The 15,408-nt window shown below is 63.3% G+C and carries 15 protein-coding genes; 10 read left to right on the forward strand and 5 right to left on the reverse strand.

Annotated features, from left to right (window positions below; all coding sequences use genetic code 11):
* Positions 1 to 364, forward strand: a 364-nt coding sequence (locus TR61_RS06290) for an FtsX-like permease family protein (protein WP_157440836.1), incomplete at its 5' end; no start/stop codon positions are given.
* On the opposite strand, the gene TR61_RS06295 is transcribed toward TR61_RS06290, so the two are convergent.
* The gene (locus tag TR61_RS06295) at positions 365 to 811 is read right to left on the reverse strand and encodes an RrF2 family transcriptional regulator (RefSeq protein ID WP_050929154.1); all 447 of its coding nucleotides are present in this window, start codon (positions 809 to 811) and stop codon (positions 365 to 367) included.
* Between the two features lie 92 nt (positions 812 to 903).
* Here TR61_RS06295 and TR61_RS06300 point away from each other — a divergent pair, with 92 nt between their 5' ends.
* Positions 904 to 1,476 carry a gamma-glutamylcyclotransferase family protein gene (locus TR61_RS06300; protein WP_050929072.1) on the forward strand — a complete coding sequence of 191 codons (573 nt, stop codon included), beginning with the start codon at positions 904 to 906 and terminating at the stop codon, positions 1,474 to 1,476.
* A 15-nt stretch (positions 1,477 to 1,491) separates the two neighbouring features.
* Here TR61_RS06300 and gltX read toward each other — a convergent pair whose 3' ends face one another.
* Together gltX and TR61_RS06310 are read right to left on the reverse strand one after the other, a co-directional pair.
* Complete coding sequence (gltX, locus tag TR61_RS06305) at positions 1,492 to 2,817, reverse strand: glutamate--tRNA ligase (RefSeq protein ID WP_050929073.1); 1,326 nt, start codon at positions 2,815 to 2,817, stop codon at positions 1,492 to 1,494.
* Positions 2,818 to 2,933: 116 nt separating this feature from the next.
* The gene (locus TR61_RS06310) at positions 2,934 to 3,362 is read right to left on the reverse strand and encodes a DUF1801 domain-containing protein (protein ID WP_050929074.1); all 429 of its coding nucleotides are present in this window, start codon (positions 3,360 to 3,362) and stop codon (positions 2,934 to 2,936) included.
* Between the two features lie 116 nt (positions 3,363 to 3,478).
* On the opposite strand from TR61_RS06310, the gene TR61_RS06315 reads away from it, so the two are divergent.
* Both TR61_RS06315 and TR61_RS06320 read left to right on the forward strand, forming a co-directional pair.
* Entirely contained in the window at positions 3,479 to 4,402 is a 924-nt protein-coding gene (locus TR61_RS06315; RefSeq protein ID WP_050929075.1) for an MBL fold metallo-hydrolase, read from the forward strand.
* 47 nt (positions 4,403 to 4,449) lie between these two features.
* Positions 4,450 to 4,845, forward strand: coding sequence for a metallopeptidase family protein (locus tag TR61_RS06320; RefSeq protein ID WP_050929076.1), 396 nt, complete (start codon positions 4,450 to 4,452; stop codon positions 4,843 to 4,845).
* On the opposite strand, the gene TR61_RS06325 is transcribed toward TR61_RS06320, so the two are convergent.
* The gene (locus TR61_RS06325) at positions 4,846 to 6,177 is read right to left on the reverse strand and encodes an NAD(P)/FAD-dependent oxidoreductase (RefSeq protein WP_050929077.1); all 1,332 of its coding nucleotides are present in this window, start codon (positions 6,175 to 6,177) and stop codon (positions 4,846 to 4,848) included.
* Between the two features lie 274 nt (positions 6,178 to 6,451).
* Positions 6,452 to 8,110, reverse strand: a complete 1,659-nt coding sequence (locus TR61_RS06330; RefSeq protein ID WP_050929078.1) for an NAD+ synthase — start codon at positions 8,108 to 8,110, stop codon at positions 6,452 to 6,454.
* A 146-nt stretch (positions 8,111 to 8,256) separates the two neighbouring features.
* On the opposite strand from TR61_RS06330, the gene TR61_RS06335 reads away from it, so the two are divergent.
* The 6 genes from TR61_RS06335 to rodA all read left to right on the forward strand — a co-directional run bounded on the left by TR61_RS06335 (position 8,257) and on the right by rodA (position 15,398).
* A complete protein-coding gene (locus TR61_RS06335; RefSeq protein WP_050929079.1) occupies positions 8,257 to 9,645 on the forward strand; it encodes an MORN repeat-containing protein in 1,389 nt (462 codons plus the stop codon).
* Between the two features lie 160 nt (positions 9,646 to 9,805).
* Complete coding sequence (locus TR61_RS06340; RefSeq protein ID WP_050929080.1) at positions 9,806 to 10,852, forward strand: rod shape-determining protein; 1,047 nt, start codon at positions 9,806 to 9,808, stop codon at positions 10,850 to 10,852.
* Between the two features lie 44 nt (positions 10,853 to 10,896).
* Positions 10,897 to 11,799: a rod shape-determining protein MreC gene (gene mreC / locus TR61_RS06345; protein ID WP_050929155.1), complete on the forward strand. Its 903-nt coding sequence runs from the start codon at positions 10,897 to 10,899 to the stop codon at positions 11,797 to 11,799.
* The gene (locus TR61_RS06350; protein WP_050929081.1) at positions 11,792 to 12,322 is read left to right on the forward strand and encodes a hypothetical protein; all 531 of its coding nucleotides are present in this window, start codon (positions 11,792 to 11,794) and stop codon (positions 12,320 to 12,322) included. Before mreC ends, TR61_RS06350 begins: the two co-directional genes overlap by 8 nt.
* Positions 12,319 to 14,262, forward strand: a complete 1,944-nt coding sequence (gene mrdA, locus TR61_RS06355; RefSeq protein ID WP_050929082.1) for a penicillin-binding protein 2 — start codon at positions 12,319 to 12,321, stop codon at positions 14,260 to 14,262. Before TR61_RS06350 ends, mrdA begins: the two co-directional genes overlap by 4 nt.
* The gene (gene rodA, locus TR61_RS06360) at positions 14,259 to 15,398 is read left to right on the forward strand and encodes a rod shape-determining protein RodA (RefSeq protein ID WP_050929083.1); all 1,140 of its coding nucleotides are present in this window, start codon (positions 14,259 to 14,261) and stop codon (positions 15,396 to 15,398) included. The genes mrdA and rodA overlap by 4 nt, the downstream gene beginning before the upstream one ends.
* Positions 15,399 to 15,408 lie beyond the last annotated feature (10 nt).

Genomic DNA, 15,408 nt, shown 5'->3' on the forward strand with positions numbered 1-15,408 from the left:
GGCGGCCACGTTGCTCACGGGGTTCCTCGTGCTGATCGGCGCGGCGGCGGCAGGCGAAGGCGCGCGCACCTATGAGGCTGCGGTGCTGAAAACGCTTGGCGCGGGCCGGGGCCGCATCCTGCGGTCCTTCGCCCTGCGCGCGGCCATTCTGGGCGCGGCGGCAGGCATCGTGGCGCTGGCCGCCGGGATCGCGGGCGGCTGGGCCGTCAGTTACTTTGTCATGGACACGGTTTTCGACGTGATCTGGCCCTCAGCCATCGGCATCATCGGCGGCGGGATCGCGGCCACGCTTCTGGCCGGTCTCTTCTTTGCATGGCGACCGCTGGCCGCGCGCCCGGCACAGGTGTTGCGCGCGCGCGAATGATCAGCGGACGCAGGCCACCGGATTGAGGATTTTCAGCAGATCCTCATTGTCGCAAATCAGCGATTCCAGCGTGATTTCGTCCAGATGGGCGTAAAAGGCCTGTGCCGCATCCGCCAAAGCCAGCTTGAGTCGGCAGTGCGCGACCAGCGGGCAGGTGTTGTCGGCATCGGCAAAACACTCCGCGATCGGCAGGTCGCCTTCGATGTCGCGGAAGACGTCGCCAATGCGGATCGTCTCGGCCCCGCGCGCCAGGGTCATGCCGCCATTGCGACCGCGCTGGGTGTGCAAATAATTCAATTGACTCAACTGGTTAATCACCTGAGCCAGATGATTTTCCGAGATATTGCAGCAATCGGCAATCTCTGCCTTCGTGACCAACCGATCCTGGTTGGCCGCGCAGAACATCAAAAGCCTTACGGCAATGTTGGTTCGTTTTGTGATGCGCACGAACACGGTCCTTTCCTGACCTTGATGCAACAGGCTTGCACATCCGGTGTAAGAATTGTTTGACATACATCAATTAAAAGCAAGGAAGATGTATGCAGCGTGCGCCTTATTTTTTCGGGTACGGCAGTCTGGTGAACACCGCGACCCACGATTTTCCCGACCCGCAGCCCGCGCGACTGACAGGCTGGCGTCGCGCCTGGCGGCACACCGATCTGCGCCCTGTGGCCTTCCTGACGGCAATCCCCGATCCGGGCTGCACCATCGACGGGATGATCGCCCATGTGCCCGATGATGACTGGCAGGCGCTGGATGCGCGCGAATGGGCCTATGACCGTCTGCCTGTGACCGAACAGGTCTCGCACGGGCTGAAAAGCCTGGCCGATATCGCCGTCTATGCCGTGCCGGAAGGCCGACACACGCGCCCAAGCGAGGCCTATCCGGTGCTGATGAGCTATCTTGACGTTGTGGTGCAGGGATATCTGCGCGTCTTCGGCGAAAGCGGGGCAGAGCGGTTCTTCGACACGACCGATGGCTGGGGCTCTCCCATCCTCAACGACCGCGCTGAGCCGCGATATCCGCGCCACCAGCAGCTGAGCTCTGAGGAACGGGATTTCGTCGACGCCCAGCTGGCGCGGCGCTCCGTGACGGTGATTAAGCCCGGGTGACGGGTGCCGCGCGGATTACCCGCGCGCCTTGACCACCTGCAACAGAGGCATCACCGCGCTCATGTCCGGGCCGTGGCTCTGGCCGGTCAGCGCTTTTCTCAGCGGCATGAACAGGCCCCGGCCCTTGCGGCCTGTCGCCTCTTTCACCTGCGCGGTCCAGGTCGACCAGGTGTCGCCGTCAAACGGCCCCTCGGGCAGCATCGCCATGGCCTGGGCCACGAACTCGCGGTCTTCCTCGTCGATCACCGGATCGGCCCCGTCGCGGAACAGGTGCCACCAGCCGTCCAGATCGTGCAGCGTGGTGATGTTTTCGCGCGTGACGTTCCAGAACTGCGCGGCCAGATCATCGGGCACACCAACCTTGGCAATCGTGTCGGCCACCGCCTCAAGCGGCTGATCATGCAGATAGCGCGCGGTCAGCGGGAACAGATCCTCAACATCGAATTTCGTGGGGGCCGATCCGAACCGGCCGATATCGAAGCCGTCAATCAGCTCCGCCATCTCGGTGCGCAGCTCGACCGGGTCGGACGATCCCAACCGCGCCATCAGGCTCAGCAGCGCCATGGGCTGCACGCCGCGTTCGCGCAGATCGCGCAGGGCCAGCGTGCCCAGCCGTTTCGACAGCGCCTCGCCCTGCGGGCCGGTCAGCAGCGAATGATGCGCGAAATTCGGCACAGTGCCGCCCAGCGCCTGAATGATCTGGATTTGGGTCGCGGTGTTGGTCACGTGATCGGAGCCGCGCACAACATGGGTCACGCCCATCTCGGTATCGTCCACGACCGAGGCCAGCGTGTAAAGCACCTGCCCATCGCCGCGGATCAGCACCGGGTCCGAAACCGAAGCCGCGTCGATCGAAATATCGCCCAGAATACCGTCAGTCCATTCGATGCGCTCCTGGTCCAGTTTGAAGCGCCAGACGCCCTGGCCGCGCTCGGCGCGCAGGGCGTCCTTTTCCGCGTCGCTCAAGGCAAGAGCCGCGCGGTCATAGACCGGCGGTTTGCCCATATTGAGTTGCTTCTTGCGCTTCAGGTCCAGCTCGGTCGGCGTCTCGAACGCCTCGTAAAACCGGCCCATCTCGCGCAGTTTGTCGGCGGCCTCGGCATAGCGGTCCAGCCGCTCCGACTGCCGTTCGACACGGTCCCAGCTCAGCCCCAGCCATTCCAGGTCTTCCTTGATCGCGTCGACATATTCCTCTTTCGACCGCTCCGGATCGGTGTCATCGATGCGCAGGATGAAGGTGCCGCCGGCCTTGCGGGCGATCAGGTAATTCATCAGCGCGGTGCGCAGGTTGCCGACATGGATGTATCCGGTGGGCGAAGGCGCGAAACGGGTGGTGGTCATCGGGTGTCTCCTGTTGCGGCGCTCTTGTCACAGGGGCGTGGTTTTGTCCAGCGGCGCGCCCTTTGGCAGGCGCCAGGTTTGGGTATTTGAGGCCAGAAAGAAGCAGGAGGGTGCGATCACTCCGGATGCACGGCCCAGGTCTGGCCCAGGTCATCCAGACCGGCGCGGATCAACTCGCCCAGAACATCAAGATCCACGTCCCCAAGCCGGGTCACATAAAGGCAGGACCTGGCTTTGCGGTGCGTCCCAAGCCGGTCGAGGATGGGCTGGAAATCGCTGTAACCGGGAAGGATAAAAATGCTGAAGGCGGCCTTGCGCGCGGCAAATCCGGTGGCAAGAAACGTGCCGCTGCGACCCGACGCATAGGTGTAGTCATAGCGGCCATAGCCCAGCATCGCCCCGCCCCAAAGCTGTGGCCGATATCCGGTGACCTTGCGAAAGAGGGCGTCAAGCTCATGCGCATCGTCCCGCCGCGCATCGGGAGAGATCGCGTCAAGACAGGCGGCAACCGCCTCGGGCCGGGGATCGGGTGTTTGCGTCGCCATGGGCGCATCTTATCACAGTCGACGTGCGTTTGCGCACACTGCCTGTTCGGCACTGGCCCGCCTTGTGTCACGCGCTACCTCTGCGTGCATCAGATCTGCACAGAGAGGTTTTTGACATGTCCGACCAACTCGTCTTTACCCGCCGCGCCGCTCTGGCTGGCGCCGCCGCACTTCCCCTTGCTGCCAGCGCCGGGCTGGCGCGCGCCAGCGCCCCGATGATGGGCGGCGGCATGTCCCCCTTCAACCGTTTCACCCTGGGCGAGATGGAGGTGACCACCCTTCTGGCCGGCACCCGCACCGTGCCGGAGCCGCAAAAGATTTTCGGCATGAACGTGTCGGAAGAAGCCTTTGCCGAAGCGTCCACAGCGGCGAACCTGCCCACGGATGCGGCGCAGTTCTTTTTCACCCCCACGGTCGTGAACACCGGGTCGGAACTGATCCTGTTTGACACCGGCCTGAACGGCGAAGGCATCACCAGCGCGCTGGCGGCTGCCGGGTATACGCCCGATCAGGTGGATGTGGTCGTGATCACCCATATGCATGGCGACCATATCGGCGGCCTGATGACCGACGGCGCGCCCACCTTCCCCAATGCGCGCTATGTCACCGGGCGGGTGGAATTCGATGCCTGGGCCGCGCAGGACAATGAAGGGTTCAACAACATGGTGCGCCCGCTGGCCGAAAAGATGACCTTCCTTGAAGGCGGCGCGGACGTGACCAGCGGCATCACGTCGGTGGAGGCCTTCGGCCACACGCCGGGTCACATGAACTATATGCTCGATTCCGGCGGCAAACAGGTGCTGCTGGCCGCGGACCTGGCCAACCACTATGTCTGGTCGCTGGCCCATCCCGATTGGGAAGTGCGCTTTGACATGGACAAGGAAGCCGCCGCCGCCACGCGCCGCCGGGTTCTGTCCATGGTGGCCGAATCCGGTATGCCGATGATCGGCTATCACATGCCCTGGCCCGGCGTCGGCTATGTGGAGACGCGCGGCGACGGGTTCCACTATGTGCCCCATACCTATCAGCTGATGCTGTAACGCAACCGGCCTTGCCACCGCGCGGGTGGCAGGGCACATCTTTGACCATGACGGATCACCCTCCCGATCTTGCATGGTTCGAACGGGTGGCGCGCGACACGGTCGCGGCGCTGCCCGCGCCTTTTCTTCCCGCTGCGAAACAGGTGGTCCTGCAGGTCGAGGATTGGCCCCACGCCGATCTTTTGCACGAGATGGAGATCGGCGACCGTCTGGACCTGACCGGCCTTTACGAGGGTATCCCGCTGACCGAAAAATCGGTGATGGACACGCCTTTCGGCCCCGATATCGTGTGGCTCTTCCGTGAACCGATCCTGGCCGAATGGCGCGACCGGGGCGATGTGGAGCTTGAGGCGCTGATCGCCCATGTCACGATCCACGAATTCGCGCATCACTTTGGTTGGTCTGATGACGATATCGCGGTGATCGACCCGTGGTGGGAATAATCAGAAGCCCTTCATCTGGGCGATCTTGCTGCCATCAAAAAACCGGTTCAGGCGGAAATCAAGGGGGTCGACCACAGGCGTCTGGCCGGTGACCAGATCGGCCAGAAGCTGGCCCGCGCCGGGTCCGATCCCGAAGCCATGGCCGGAAAACCCTGTGCCGATGTAAAGCCCCGGCAGGTCGTCCACAGGGCCGATCACCGGCACCGCATCCGGGGTGACGTCGATCATTCCGGCCCAGGATTGGGCAATCTCGGCCCCTTCGAAAAACGGGAAGGCCTTGCGGGCGGCGGCCCAGCTGGTGCGCAGGATCTTGTCAATCGGCTGGGGGTCTAGAATGCGCGTACGCTCGAACGGGGTGATGTCGGAGGGTTGCCAGGACCGCGCCTCCCCCGCCTCCTGCCGCCAGCGATCCGACAGGCGGAACCTGAGCGAGCGCCATTCGGATTTCAGCGCGGGGAGGAACTGACGCATCAGGCGGAAACTGTCGGGCACCAGATCGACCATGTTGTAAGTGCCGTCCGCAATCGTATAGCCGCCATCGGCGCGTTTGCGGATGGCAAAGCCGGGCGCCCAGGCCGATGCCTCTGGACCACCGCTGACGGGTGTTGTCCGCATCACCGTGTTCAGCACCTTCAGCTGCGGCAGCTCGATGCCTGCATTGCCGGCAAAGAGCCGCGACCAGGCACCGCCTGCCAGTACGACCTGCGCGCATTTGATCCGGCCTTTTTCTGTGACCACGCCGGCCACGCGCCCGCCTTCCAGATCCAGCGACCGCACCGCGCATCCTGTATGCACCGTGGCCCCTGCCGCGCGCGCCGCCTTGGCGATGCCGGGGGCGGCCCATTGCGGTTCGGCCCGGCCATCCATCGGCGTATAAAGCGCGCCCTTCATCGACATCCTGTGGCCCGGAAGCAGTCGGTCCAGCTCGGCCCCGTCGATCATCCGGCAGTCGATCTGATGGGGGTGGAGGTTTTCGCTCCAGGCCGCGTATTCGGCATGTTCGCGATCCGTCGCGGCGGTGAACAGGATCCCTGTCTGGGTGTACCCCATGCGCTGGCCTGTGCGCTCTTCCAGTCGTTCCCATTTGCGGATGGCGGCGATCATCAGGGGAATTTCTCGCGGGTCGCGACAGGAAATGCGCACCCAGCCCCAGTTGCGGGAGGATTGTTCGCCCCCAATCTCGCCCTTTTCGCAGAGCGCGACTTTGAGGCCCCGTTCTGCCAGTTCCAGAGCCGTCGAGGTGCCAATGATCCCGCCGCCAATTACGACGACATCAACCTGGTTCGGCAGGCTCAGGTCAGAGGGGACAGGATCAAGCTTCGGTCCGGGCATAACGGCCAGTTTGCGTGGAAACGGGCAGAGGTCCAGAGAGAAAGCGCAAGCTGTGCCAGCGCCTGGCTGGAGGGTGGCGCTGATACCTCAGTTCGCAGCACTTTATGGCAGCCAAGTCATCCTTCGAAAAACCGGTGCGCAATCGTCAGACAAAGCGCCAGCCTGCGGGGATAGGCAGGCGCTGGCACGGCGCCCTTCGGGCTTGATTCCGTGCCGGGCAAACTGACCAAATTGTTTCGCGCGCGAAACATCCCGAACAATTTTATGGGATTTCTTAACTCTTATCCCGCCAGCGGTTAACGATTGGATAGCGCCGGTCCAACCAGAAGGCCCGTTTCGTCAATCGCGCCCCAGGCGCAGATTGGAAGCGCTTGTACTCGCTGATATAGATCAGGTGTTCGACCTTCTTGGCATCCGCGCGGTCAAATCCTGCGGCGACGCAATCCTCGATGGACCCATCGGCGTCGATCAGGATTTCCAGAATACCGTCCAGCACCGGGTAATCGGGCAAGGAGTCGCTGTCTTTCTGATCCTCGCGCAGCTCGGCCGTGGGGGGTTTGGTGATCACGCGATCGGGGATCACCTCGCCCTCCGGGCCCATCATCCAGTCGCGGTGATTGGCGTTGCGCCAGCGGCAGGTCTCGAACACGCGGGTTTTATAAAGATCCTTGATCGGGTTATAGCCGCCCGCCATGTCGCCATAGATCGTGGCGTAACCCACGGCGACCTCGGATTTGTTCCCGGTCGTCAAAAGCATTTCGCCAAACTTGTTCGACAGCGCCATCAGCAGAAGGCCCCGCAGGCGGGACTGGATGTTTTCTTCGGTCAGGTCGGGTTCCGTGCCCTCAAAGAGCGGGGCAAGCGCTTCGGTCACGGCGGCGCGAGGCCCCGAGATCGGCACGTAATCATAGCGGCAGCCCAGCGCCTTGGCGACGGCCTCGGCATCCTCCAGACTGGCGGAGGAGGTATATTCCGACGGCAGCATCACGCAGCGCACATTCTCGGCGCCCAGCGCATCGACGGCGATGGTGGCCACGATGGCGCTGTCGATCCCGCCCGACAGGCCCAGGAGAACCTTCTTGAACCCGGTCTTGGCCATATAGTCCCGCAAGGTGGTGACCATGACGCGGTAATCCTGTTCCCATTCGTCGGGCAAATGGGCCTTTTCGCCCTCGACCACGCGCCAGCCTGCAGGGGTGCGTTCCAGGTCGATATGGTCGACCACCTCGTCGAAGGCGGGCAGAAGGCGGGCCAAAGTGCCGCCGGGGTTCAGGGCGAAACTGGCGCCGTCAAAGACCTGATCGTCCTGACCGCCCACCATGTTTAGGTAAATCAGCGGCAGCCCGGTTTCGACCACGCGGGCCACCATCTGGTTCAGGCGGGTTTCGTATTTGCCCCGGTAATAGGGCGATCCGTTGGGCACCAGCAGGAATTCGGCCCCGGTTTCCTGAAGCGTTTCAACGACATCCTCGTGCCAGGCATCCTCGCAGATAGGCGACCCGATGCGCGTATTGCCCACGCTGTATGGTCCGCCCAGGGGGCCGGAATCGAAGATGCGCACCTCGTCAAACACGGTTTCATTCGGCAGATGGTGCTTCAGCTGGGTCGAGGCGATCTTGCCGTCTTTCAGAATGAAATAGGCGTTAAACAGCTCGGTCCCTTCGGCATAGGGCCCGCCAATGGCCAGCGCCGGACCATCGGCGCAGTCTTCGGCCAGCTTCCTGATCGCCTCGAAGGCCGCCATGTGGAAGGCGGGCTTCATCACCAGATCCTGTGCGTTATAGCCGGTGATGAACATTTCCGGCAGTGCCACCAGATCGGCCCCGTCCGCACGCCCCTTGTCCCAGGCGGCGCGCGCCTTGGCGGCGTTGCCCTCCAGATCGCCCACGGTGGGGTTCATCTGTGCCAGAGTAATTCGGAACCGGTCGGCCATATCGCCCCCTAGGATCTGCCTGTGCCCTGCCCATTTAGCAGATCACCGCCCGAGGGGAAGAGACCAGCCGCAAAAGGCGTTGAAGACGCCCCCATGAGTGGCCTAACCTGCACCCTGTCCCGAATACAGGCGCGGAGAATCCCCCCATGACGGCACGCAGCCGCTTTGCAGCCCTTTTGATCGCCACAGCCTTGGCCAGCCCCGCCTTTGCGCAGGTGCAGACCAAGCAATACGAGGATGGCGGCGTGTATGAGGGGGAATTCAAGGGCGGCCTGCAGCACGGCCAGGGCACCTATACGCTGCCCAACGGGTATCAGTATACCGGCGAATGGGTTGATGGCGAAATCCTGGGCCAGGGCGTGGCGCAGTTTCCCAACGGGTCGGTCTATGAGGGCGAATTTGCCAAGGGCAAGCCCAACGGGATCGGCAAGATCACCTTTTCCGATGGCGCGACCTATGAAGGGTCGTGGGTCGACGGCGTGATCAATGGCGAAGGCATCGCCATCTATGCCAATGGCGTGCGGTACGAAGGGTCCTTCCGCAACGCCCAGCACGACGGCAAGGGCGTGATGACCAGCCCCGGCGGCTATGAATATCGCGGCGATTGGGTGAATGGCGTCAAACAGGGGATGGGGCGGATCACCTATCCGGATGGCGCGGTGTACGAGGGCGAAATCCAGAACGGCAAACGCGAAGGCCAGGGCACGCTGACTCTGCCTGACGGGCTGACCTATGTGGGGCTTTGGGCCGACGGGCAGATCAACGGCACCGGCACGCTGACCCAGCCCAATGGCGATGTCTATGTGGGCGAGCTGGTCGCGGGCCAGCGCCAGGGCCAGGGCGTGGTGACCTATGCCAATGGCGATGTCTATGAAGGCGCGTTCGAGGATGACCGCCGCCACGGGCAAGGCACCTTCCGCGGCGTTGACGGGTTTCTTTACACCGGCTCCTGGGTTGCAGGCCGGATCGAGGGCGAAGGCCGCGTCACCTATCCCGACGGGTCGGTATACGAGGGCACGTTCCGCGACGATCTGGCCGATGGCACGGGCAAGATCACCTATCCTGACGGATCGACCTATGAGGGCGAGTGGAAAGCCGGTGTGATCGACGGCACGGGCCGCGCGGAATATGCCAATGGCATCGTCTATGAGGGCCAGTTCAAGGATGCGCGCAACCACGGGCAAGGCGTGATGACCTATGCCGATGGCTACCGGTACGAGGGCGAATGGCTGAACGGCCAGCGCCACGGGCAAGGCGTGGCGACCTATCCCGATGGATCGGTCTATACCGGCGCGTTCTTCAACGGCCAGCGCGCGGGCCAGGGCCGGATCGAGATGGCCTCGGGCTTTGTCTATGAGGGCCAGTGGCAAAGCGGAGAGATCAATGGCCAGGGCGTGGCCACCTATGCCAATGGTGATGTCTATGAGGGCAATTTCCTGAACGGCAAACGCCAGGGCGAAGGCACCATGCGCTATGCCACCGGACAGGAAGAAACCGGCACCTGGGACAATGGCGCGCTGCAAAGCGACGGGTAAGCCCCGAACAAGGCTTGGGCCGCGTGCATGACCCGGCGAAAACGCGCTGATTTGACCACATTCGGCCCTTTTGCTTAAGCGGGCTGAGCCCTATAAACCGATGCGTCCACGGCGCGACTCGTGGGCCAAAACGAATCTCTGGCAGGAATAACCCGTCCTCATGTCCATTTTCGGCAATCTTGGTGGTCTGTTCAGCGCAGACATGGCAATCGACCTCGGCACCGCGAACACGCTGGTCTATGTGAAAGGCCGGGGCGTGATCCTGTCGGAGCCGTCGGTTGTCGCCTATCACGTGAAAGACGGGGCCAAGAAGGTTCTGGCCGTGGGCGAGGATGCCAAGCTGATGCTTGGCCGCACGCCCGGGTCGATCGAGGCGATCCGCCCGATGCGCGAAGGGGTGATCGCCGACTTCGACACCGCCGAAGAGATGATCAAGCACTTTATCCGCAAGGTGCATAAACGCTCGACCTTCTCGAAACCCAAGGTCATCGTTTGCGTCCCCCATGGCGCGACCCCTGTTGAAAAACGCGCGATCCGTCAGTCGGTTCTGTCAGCCGGTGCACGCAAAGCCGGCCTGATCGCCGAACCCATCGCAGCCGCCATTGGCGCGGGCATGCCCATCACCGATCCGACCGGCAACATGGTCGTCGATATCGGCGGCGGAACGACCGAAGTTGCGGTTCTGTCGCTGGGCGATATCGTCTACGCCCGCTCGATCCGCGTGGGTGGCGACCGGATGGACGAGGCGATCATCAACTACCTGCGCCGCCAGCAGAACCTTCTGGTCGGGGAATCGACCGCGGAACGCATCAAGACCTCGATCGGGACGGCGCGCATGCCCGACGATGGCCGGGGCCAGTCGATGCAGATCCGGGGCCGCGACCTTCTGAACGGTGTGCCCAAGGAAATCGAGATCAGCCAGGCCCAGGTGGCCGAAGCGCTGGCCGAACCCGTGCAGCAAATCTGCGAAGCGGTGATGACCGCGCTGGAGACAACGCCCCCAGATCTGGCCGCCGATATCGTGGATCGCGGTGTGATGCTGACCGGCGGCGGCGCGCTGCTGGGCGATCTGGATCTGGCGTTGCGCGAGCAAACGGGCCTTGCGGTTTCCATCGCCGACGAAAGCCTGAACTGCGTGGCTTTGGGCACCGGCAAGGCGCTGGAATACGAAAAACAACTGCGCCACGCGATTGACTACGACAGCTGACGCGCGCAGGCTTTCGCGAAAGACACCCCTGACCCGAGGTGCCCTTGGCCAAAGACCGGTCCAATCGTGATGAATATACAGGCCCCCTCAGACGGCTTCTGATGGGGGTTATCCTGTTGTGCCTTCTGGGTATTTTCCTGCTGTGGCGCATCGACAGCCCGCGCGTCGAACGGTTCCGCGCGCAGGTCACCGACCAGATCATGCCCAATATGGAATGGCTGATGGCCCCGGTGACGGGCGCGGTGAACCTTGTGCGCAATGTGCAGTCTTATCAACGGCTTGTGGATCAGAACCGCGAGTTGCGGTCCGAACTGCGCCAGATGCAGGCCTGGAAAGAGGCAGCGCTTCAGCTGGAACAGGAAAACGCGCGGCTGCTGGATCTGAACAATGTGCGGCTGGACCCGCGCCTGACCTTCATCACCGGCGTGGTGATCGCCGATAGCGGATCGCCTTTCCGGCAATCGGTGCTGCTGAATGTGGGTGCGCGCGACGGCATCATCGACGGCTGGGCCGCGATGGACGGCATCGGCCTTGTGGGCCGGGTGTCGGGCGTGGGGGAAAATACCTCCCGCGTGCTTCTGTTGACGGATGCCACCAGCTCGGTGCCCGCCACGATCCAGCCGTCGGGCCAGACGGCGCTGGTGGGCGGCGACAACAGCGCGGCCCCCCTGCTGGATTTCATCGAAAACGCCGAACTGGTGCGCCCCGGTGATCGCGTGGTCAGTTCTGGCGATGGCGGCGTGTTTCCCGCCGGTCTGCTGATCGGGCAAGTGGCCGAGGATCGCAATGGCCGGCTGCGCGTGCGCCTGTCGGCGGATTTCCAGCGGCTGGAATTCCTGCGCCTCTTGCGCCACCACGGCACCGAACGGGTGAATGATCCGGGCAACCTGATCCTGCCGGAAGAAGACCTCAGCCAAACCGCGCCGGCGGGCGACGCCGATGGCTAATTCCTCGGTCTGGTGGAAGCGCGGGCTTTATGTGCTTCTGGCGCTGGTGATCCTGTTCTGGAATCTTCTGCCGCTCAGCACGCTACCGCCCAATTGGGCCGGGCCTGACCTTCTGGTGGCGCTGACCTTTGCCTGGGCGCTCAGACGGCCGGAATTCGTCCCTGTCCTGCTGATCGCGCTCGTGATTTTGCTGGCCGATATCCTGCTGTATCGTCCGCCGGGCCTGATGGCCTTTCTGGTCGTGCTGGGGGCCGAGCAGCTGAAGACCCGCGCCATCGGCCTGCGCGATGCCAGTTTCGCGGGCGAATGGGCCGCCGCTTGCCTTGTTGTGATTGGCGTTTTCCTGCTAAATCGTGTGATATTGGCCGTACTGATGATAGACCAGGCACCACTGGGGCTGACGCTGATGCAGATGCTGACGACGATCCTGATTTACCCCGTCGTCGTCCTGCTGTCGCACCTGTTTCTGGGTGTGCGCAAACTGGCCCCCGGCGATGATGATGCAATAGGCTCGCGGATATGAGACGCAACCCGCGCGAATTGGAAAAGACCCATACCGTCCTGACCCGGCGCGCGATGCTGCTGGGCGGGGTGCAATTGGCCTTTGTCGGCGCTCTGGGTCTGCGCATGCGTCAACTGCAGCTGGAAGAGGCCGACCAGTTCCGCCTTCTGGCCGAGGAAAACCGCATCAATGTCCGCCTGATCCCCCCCGCGCGGGGCGAGATCTTTGACCGCGAAGGCCGCGTGATTGCCCATAACACGCCCAGCTATCGCATCGTCATCGTCCCCGAAGATGCGGGCGATGTGGACAAGGTTATCACCCGCCTGGGCCAGCTGATCGAGCTGGACCCCGAACAGCTGAACCGGGCGATGACGGAAATGGACCGCTCGCCCCCCTTCCTGCCGGTGACGGTGGCCGAACAGGTCAGCTGGAAGGATGTCTCGACCGTCGCGGTCAATGCGCCCGCGCTGCCCGGCGTCTCACCCGAGGTGGGGCTGACCCGGAAATACCCGCGCGGATCGGATTTCGCCCATGCGGTGGGATATGTGGGGCCCGTGTCCGACTATGACCTGTCGAAGATCGAAAACCCCGACCAGTTGCTGCGCATCCCGCGTTTCCAGATCGGCAAGGTCGGGCTTGAGGCCAAGCACGAAGACCTTCTGCGCGGCAAGGCCGGCACCAAGCGGGTAGAGGTCAACGCCGCGGGCCGCGTGATGCGCGAACTGGACCGTCGCGAAGGCGAAGCGGGCGCCGATCTGCAACTGACGCTGGATGCCGAATTGCAGGGATATGTGCAGGCCCGCCTGGGCGAGGAAAGCGCAAGCGCCGTGGTGATCGACACCGAAAACGGCGATGTCCTGGCCATCGCGTCGTCGCCCTCCTATGACCCGAACAAATTCGTGCGCGGCATTTCCGTAAACGATTACAACGACTTGCTGAACAACAAATACCGCCCGCTGGCGTCGAAGTCGGTGCAGGGCATCTATCCGCCCGGATCGACCTTCAAGATGATCACCGCCATGGCCGCGCTGGAGGAAGGGCTGATCGGCCCGGATGAGACCGTCTATTGCCCCGGCCATCTGGATGTCTCGGGCCGCCGCTTCCACTGCTGGAAACGGGCCGGCCATGGCTGGGTCGACCTGCAGAACTCGCTCAAGCAAAGCTGTGATGTCTATTACTATGACCTTGCCCTGAAAGTGGGTCAGGACAAGATTTCGGCCATGGCCAAACGGTTCGGCCTGGGCGTGCGCCATGACCTGCCCATGTCGGCGGTGGCCAGCGGCCTTGCCCCCGACCGCGCATGGAAGCGGCGCGTGCATGGGCAGGACTGGCTGGTGGGCGATACGGTCAACGCGTCGATCGGACAGGGCTTCATGCTGGCCTCGCCGCTGCAGCTGGCGGTGATGACCGCGCGCCTGGCGACGGGCCGCAGCGTGGAGCCGCGTCTGGTCAAATCCGTGAACGGGGTCGAACAGCCCAGCGGCGCGGGGCGCGACATGGGGCTGAACGAAAACAACCTGCGCAAGATGCGCCGGGCGATGTATGCGGTGTCGAATGACCGGCGCGGCACGGCCTATGGATCGCGCGTGATCGAGGATGCGGTGCGCATCGCAGGCAAGACCGGCACCAGCCAGGTCCGCAACATCACCGCCGAGGAACGCGCCCGAGGCGTGATCCGTAACGAGGACCTGCCCTGGGAGCGCCGCGACCACGCGCTTTTCGTGAACTATGCGCCCGCTGACAACCCGCGCATCGCGGTGTCGGTGATCGTGGAACATGGCGGCGGCGGATCCAGCGCCGCAGCCCCCATCGCGCGCGATATCACGCTGCAGGCGCTTTATGGCGGCCCGCCCCCGCTTGAGGTCTACCCGCCCAAGGACCGCCCCCGGATCGAGGCGCAGCAGGAACGCCTGCGCAATGTCCTGCCGCTGGCCGATACCGAAGGAAGCGGGCGGGCATGAGTTATCTTGAATACACCGTCAAATCGGTCCCGTCCGGCCCGCGCAAGATCCTCTATCTGAACTGGCCGCTGGTGCTTTTGCTGATCGCGGTGGCCTGTGTGGGCTTCCTGATGTTGTATTCAGTGGCGGGTGGGTCTTTCACCCCCTGGGCCGAGCCGCAGATGAAACGTTTTGCGATGGGCCTTGTGCTGATGCTGGTGGTGGCCATGGTGCCGATCTGGTTCTGGCGCAACATGGCGGTGGTGGCCTATTGCGTGTCGATTGCGCTTTTGCTGGCGGTGGAATTCTTCGGCGTGGTCGGCATGGGCGCCCAGCGCTGGATCGACCTGGGGTTCATGCGCCTGCAACCTTCGGAACTGATGAAAATCACGCTGGTGATGCTGCTGGCCGCCTATTACGACTGGCTGCCCGCCAAGCGCAATTCGCGACCCTTCTGGGTGCTGATCCCGGTGGTGGTGATCCTGTTCCCGACCTTCCTGGTGCTGCGGCAACCGGATCTGGGCACCTCTATCCTGCTTTTGTCGGCGGGTGGCGGGTTGATGTTTCTGGCAGGTGTGCACTGGGCCTATTTCGCGGCCGTTATCGCCTCGGTCATCGGGTTGATCACGGCGGTGTTCCAAAGCCGGGGCACCGAATGGCAATTGCTGCAGGATTACCAATATCGCCGGATCGACACCTTCCTTGATCCCGCCAGCGACCCGCTGGGCGCGGGGTACCATATTACCCAATCCAAGATAGCCCTCGGGTCGGGCGGCTGGACCGGGCGCGGCTTCATGCAGGGCACGCAATCGCGGCTGAACTTCCTGCCGGAAAAACACACCGATTTCATCTTCACCACCCTGGCCGAGGAGTTCGGCTTTATCGGCGCCTTCTCCCTTCTGGGGCTATATACGCTGATCATCGTCTTCTGCGTGGTCACCGCACTGGCGACGAAAGACCGGTTCTCATCCCTTCTGACGCTGGGGATTGCGCTGAACTTTTTCCTGTTCTTTGCCGTGAACATGTCGATGGTCATGGGCCTTGCCCCGGTTGTGGGCGTGCCGCTGCCCATGGTCAGTTTCGGCGGCTCGGCCATGCTGGTCTTGATGGTGGCCTTCGGGCTGGTACAAAGCGCCCATATCCACCGCCCCAGATAAGGCCAAACCC

The organism is Aestuariivita boseongensis, from assembly GCF_001262635.1.
Taxonomy (GTDB): Bacteria; Pseudomonadota; Alphaproteobacteria; order Rhodobacterales; family Rhodobacteraceae; genus Aestuariivita; species Aestuariivita boseongensis.

Bases quoted from the DNA above. Each gene is read 5' to 3' on its own strand.
- TR61_RS06300 (WP_050929072.1), top strand. From the start codon at position 904: ATGCAGCGTGCGCCTTATTTTTTCGGGTACGGCAGTCTGGTGAACACC.
- gltX (WP_050929073.1), bottom strand. From the start codon at position 2,817: ATGACCACCACCCGTTTCGCGCCTTCGCCCACCGGATACATCCATGTC.
- TR61_RS06310 (WP_050929074.1), bottom strand. From the start codon at position 3,362: ATGGCGACGCAAACACCCGATCCCCGGCCCGAGGCGGTTGCCGCCTGT.
- TR61_RS06315 (WP_050929075.1), top strand. From the start codon at position 3,479: ATGTCCGACCAACTCGTCTTTACCCGCCGCGCCGCTCTGGCTGGCGCC.
- TR61_RS06320 (WP_050929076.1), top strand. From the start codon at position 4,450: ATGACGGATCACCCTCCCGATCTTGCATGGTTCGAACGGGTGGCGCGC.
- TR61_RS06325 (WP_050929077.1), bottom strand. From the start codon at position 6,177: ATGCCCGGACCGAAGCTTGATCCTGTCCCCTCTGACCTGAGCCTGCCG.
- TR61_RS06330 (WP_050929078.1), bottom strand. From the start codon at position 8,110: ATGGCCGACCGGTTCCGAATTACTCTGGCACAGATGAACCCCACCGTG.
- TR61_RS06335 (WP_050929079.1), top strand. From the start codon at position 8,257: ATGACGGCACGCAGCCGCTTTGCAGCCCTTTTGATCGCCACAGCCTTG.
- TR61_RS06340 (WP_050929080.1), top strand. From the start codon at position 9,806: ATGTCCATTTTCGGCAATCTTGGTGGTCTGTTCAGCGCAGACATGGCA.
- TR61_RS06350 (WP_050929081.1), top strand. From the start codon at position 11,792: ATGGCTAATTCCTCGGTCTGGTGGAAGCGCGGGCTTTATGTGCTTCTG.
- mrdA (WP_050929082.1), top strand. From the start codon at position 12,319: ATGAGACGCAACCCGCGCGAATTGGAAAAGACCCATACCGTCCTGACC.
- rodA (WP_050929083.1), top strand. From the start codon at position 14,259: ATGAGTTATCTTGAATACACCGTCAAATCGGTCCCGTCCGGCCCGCGC.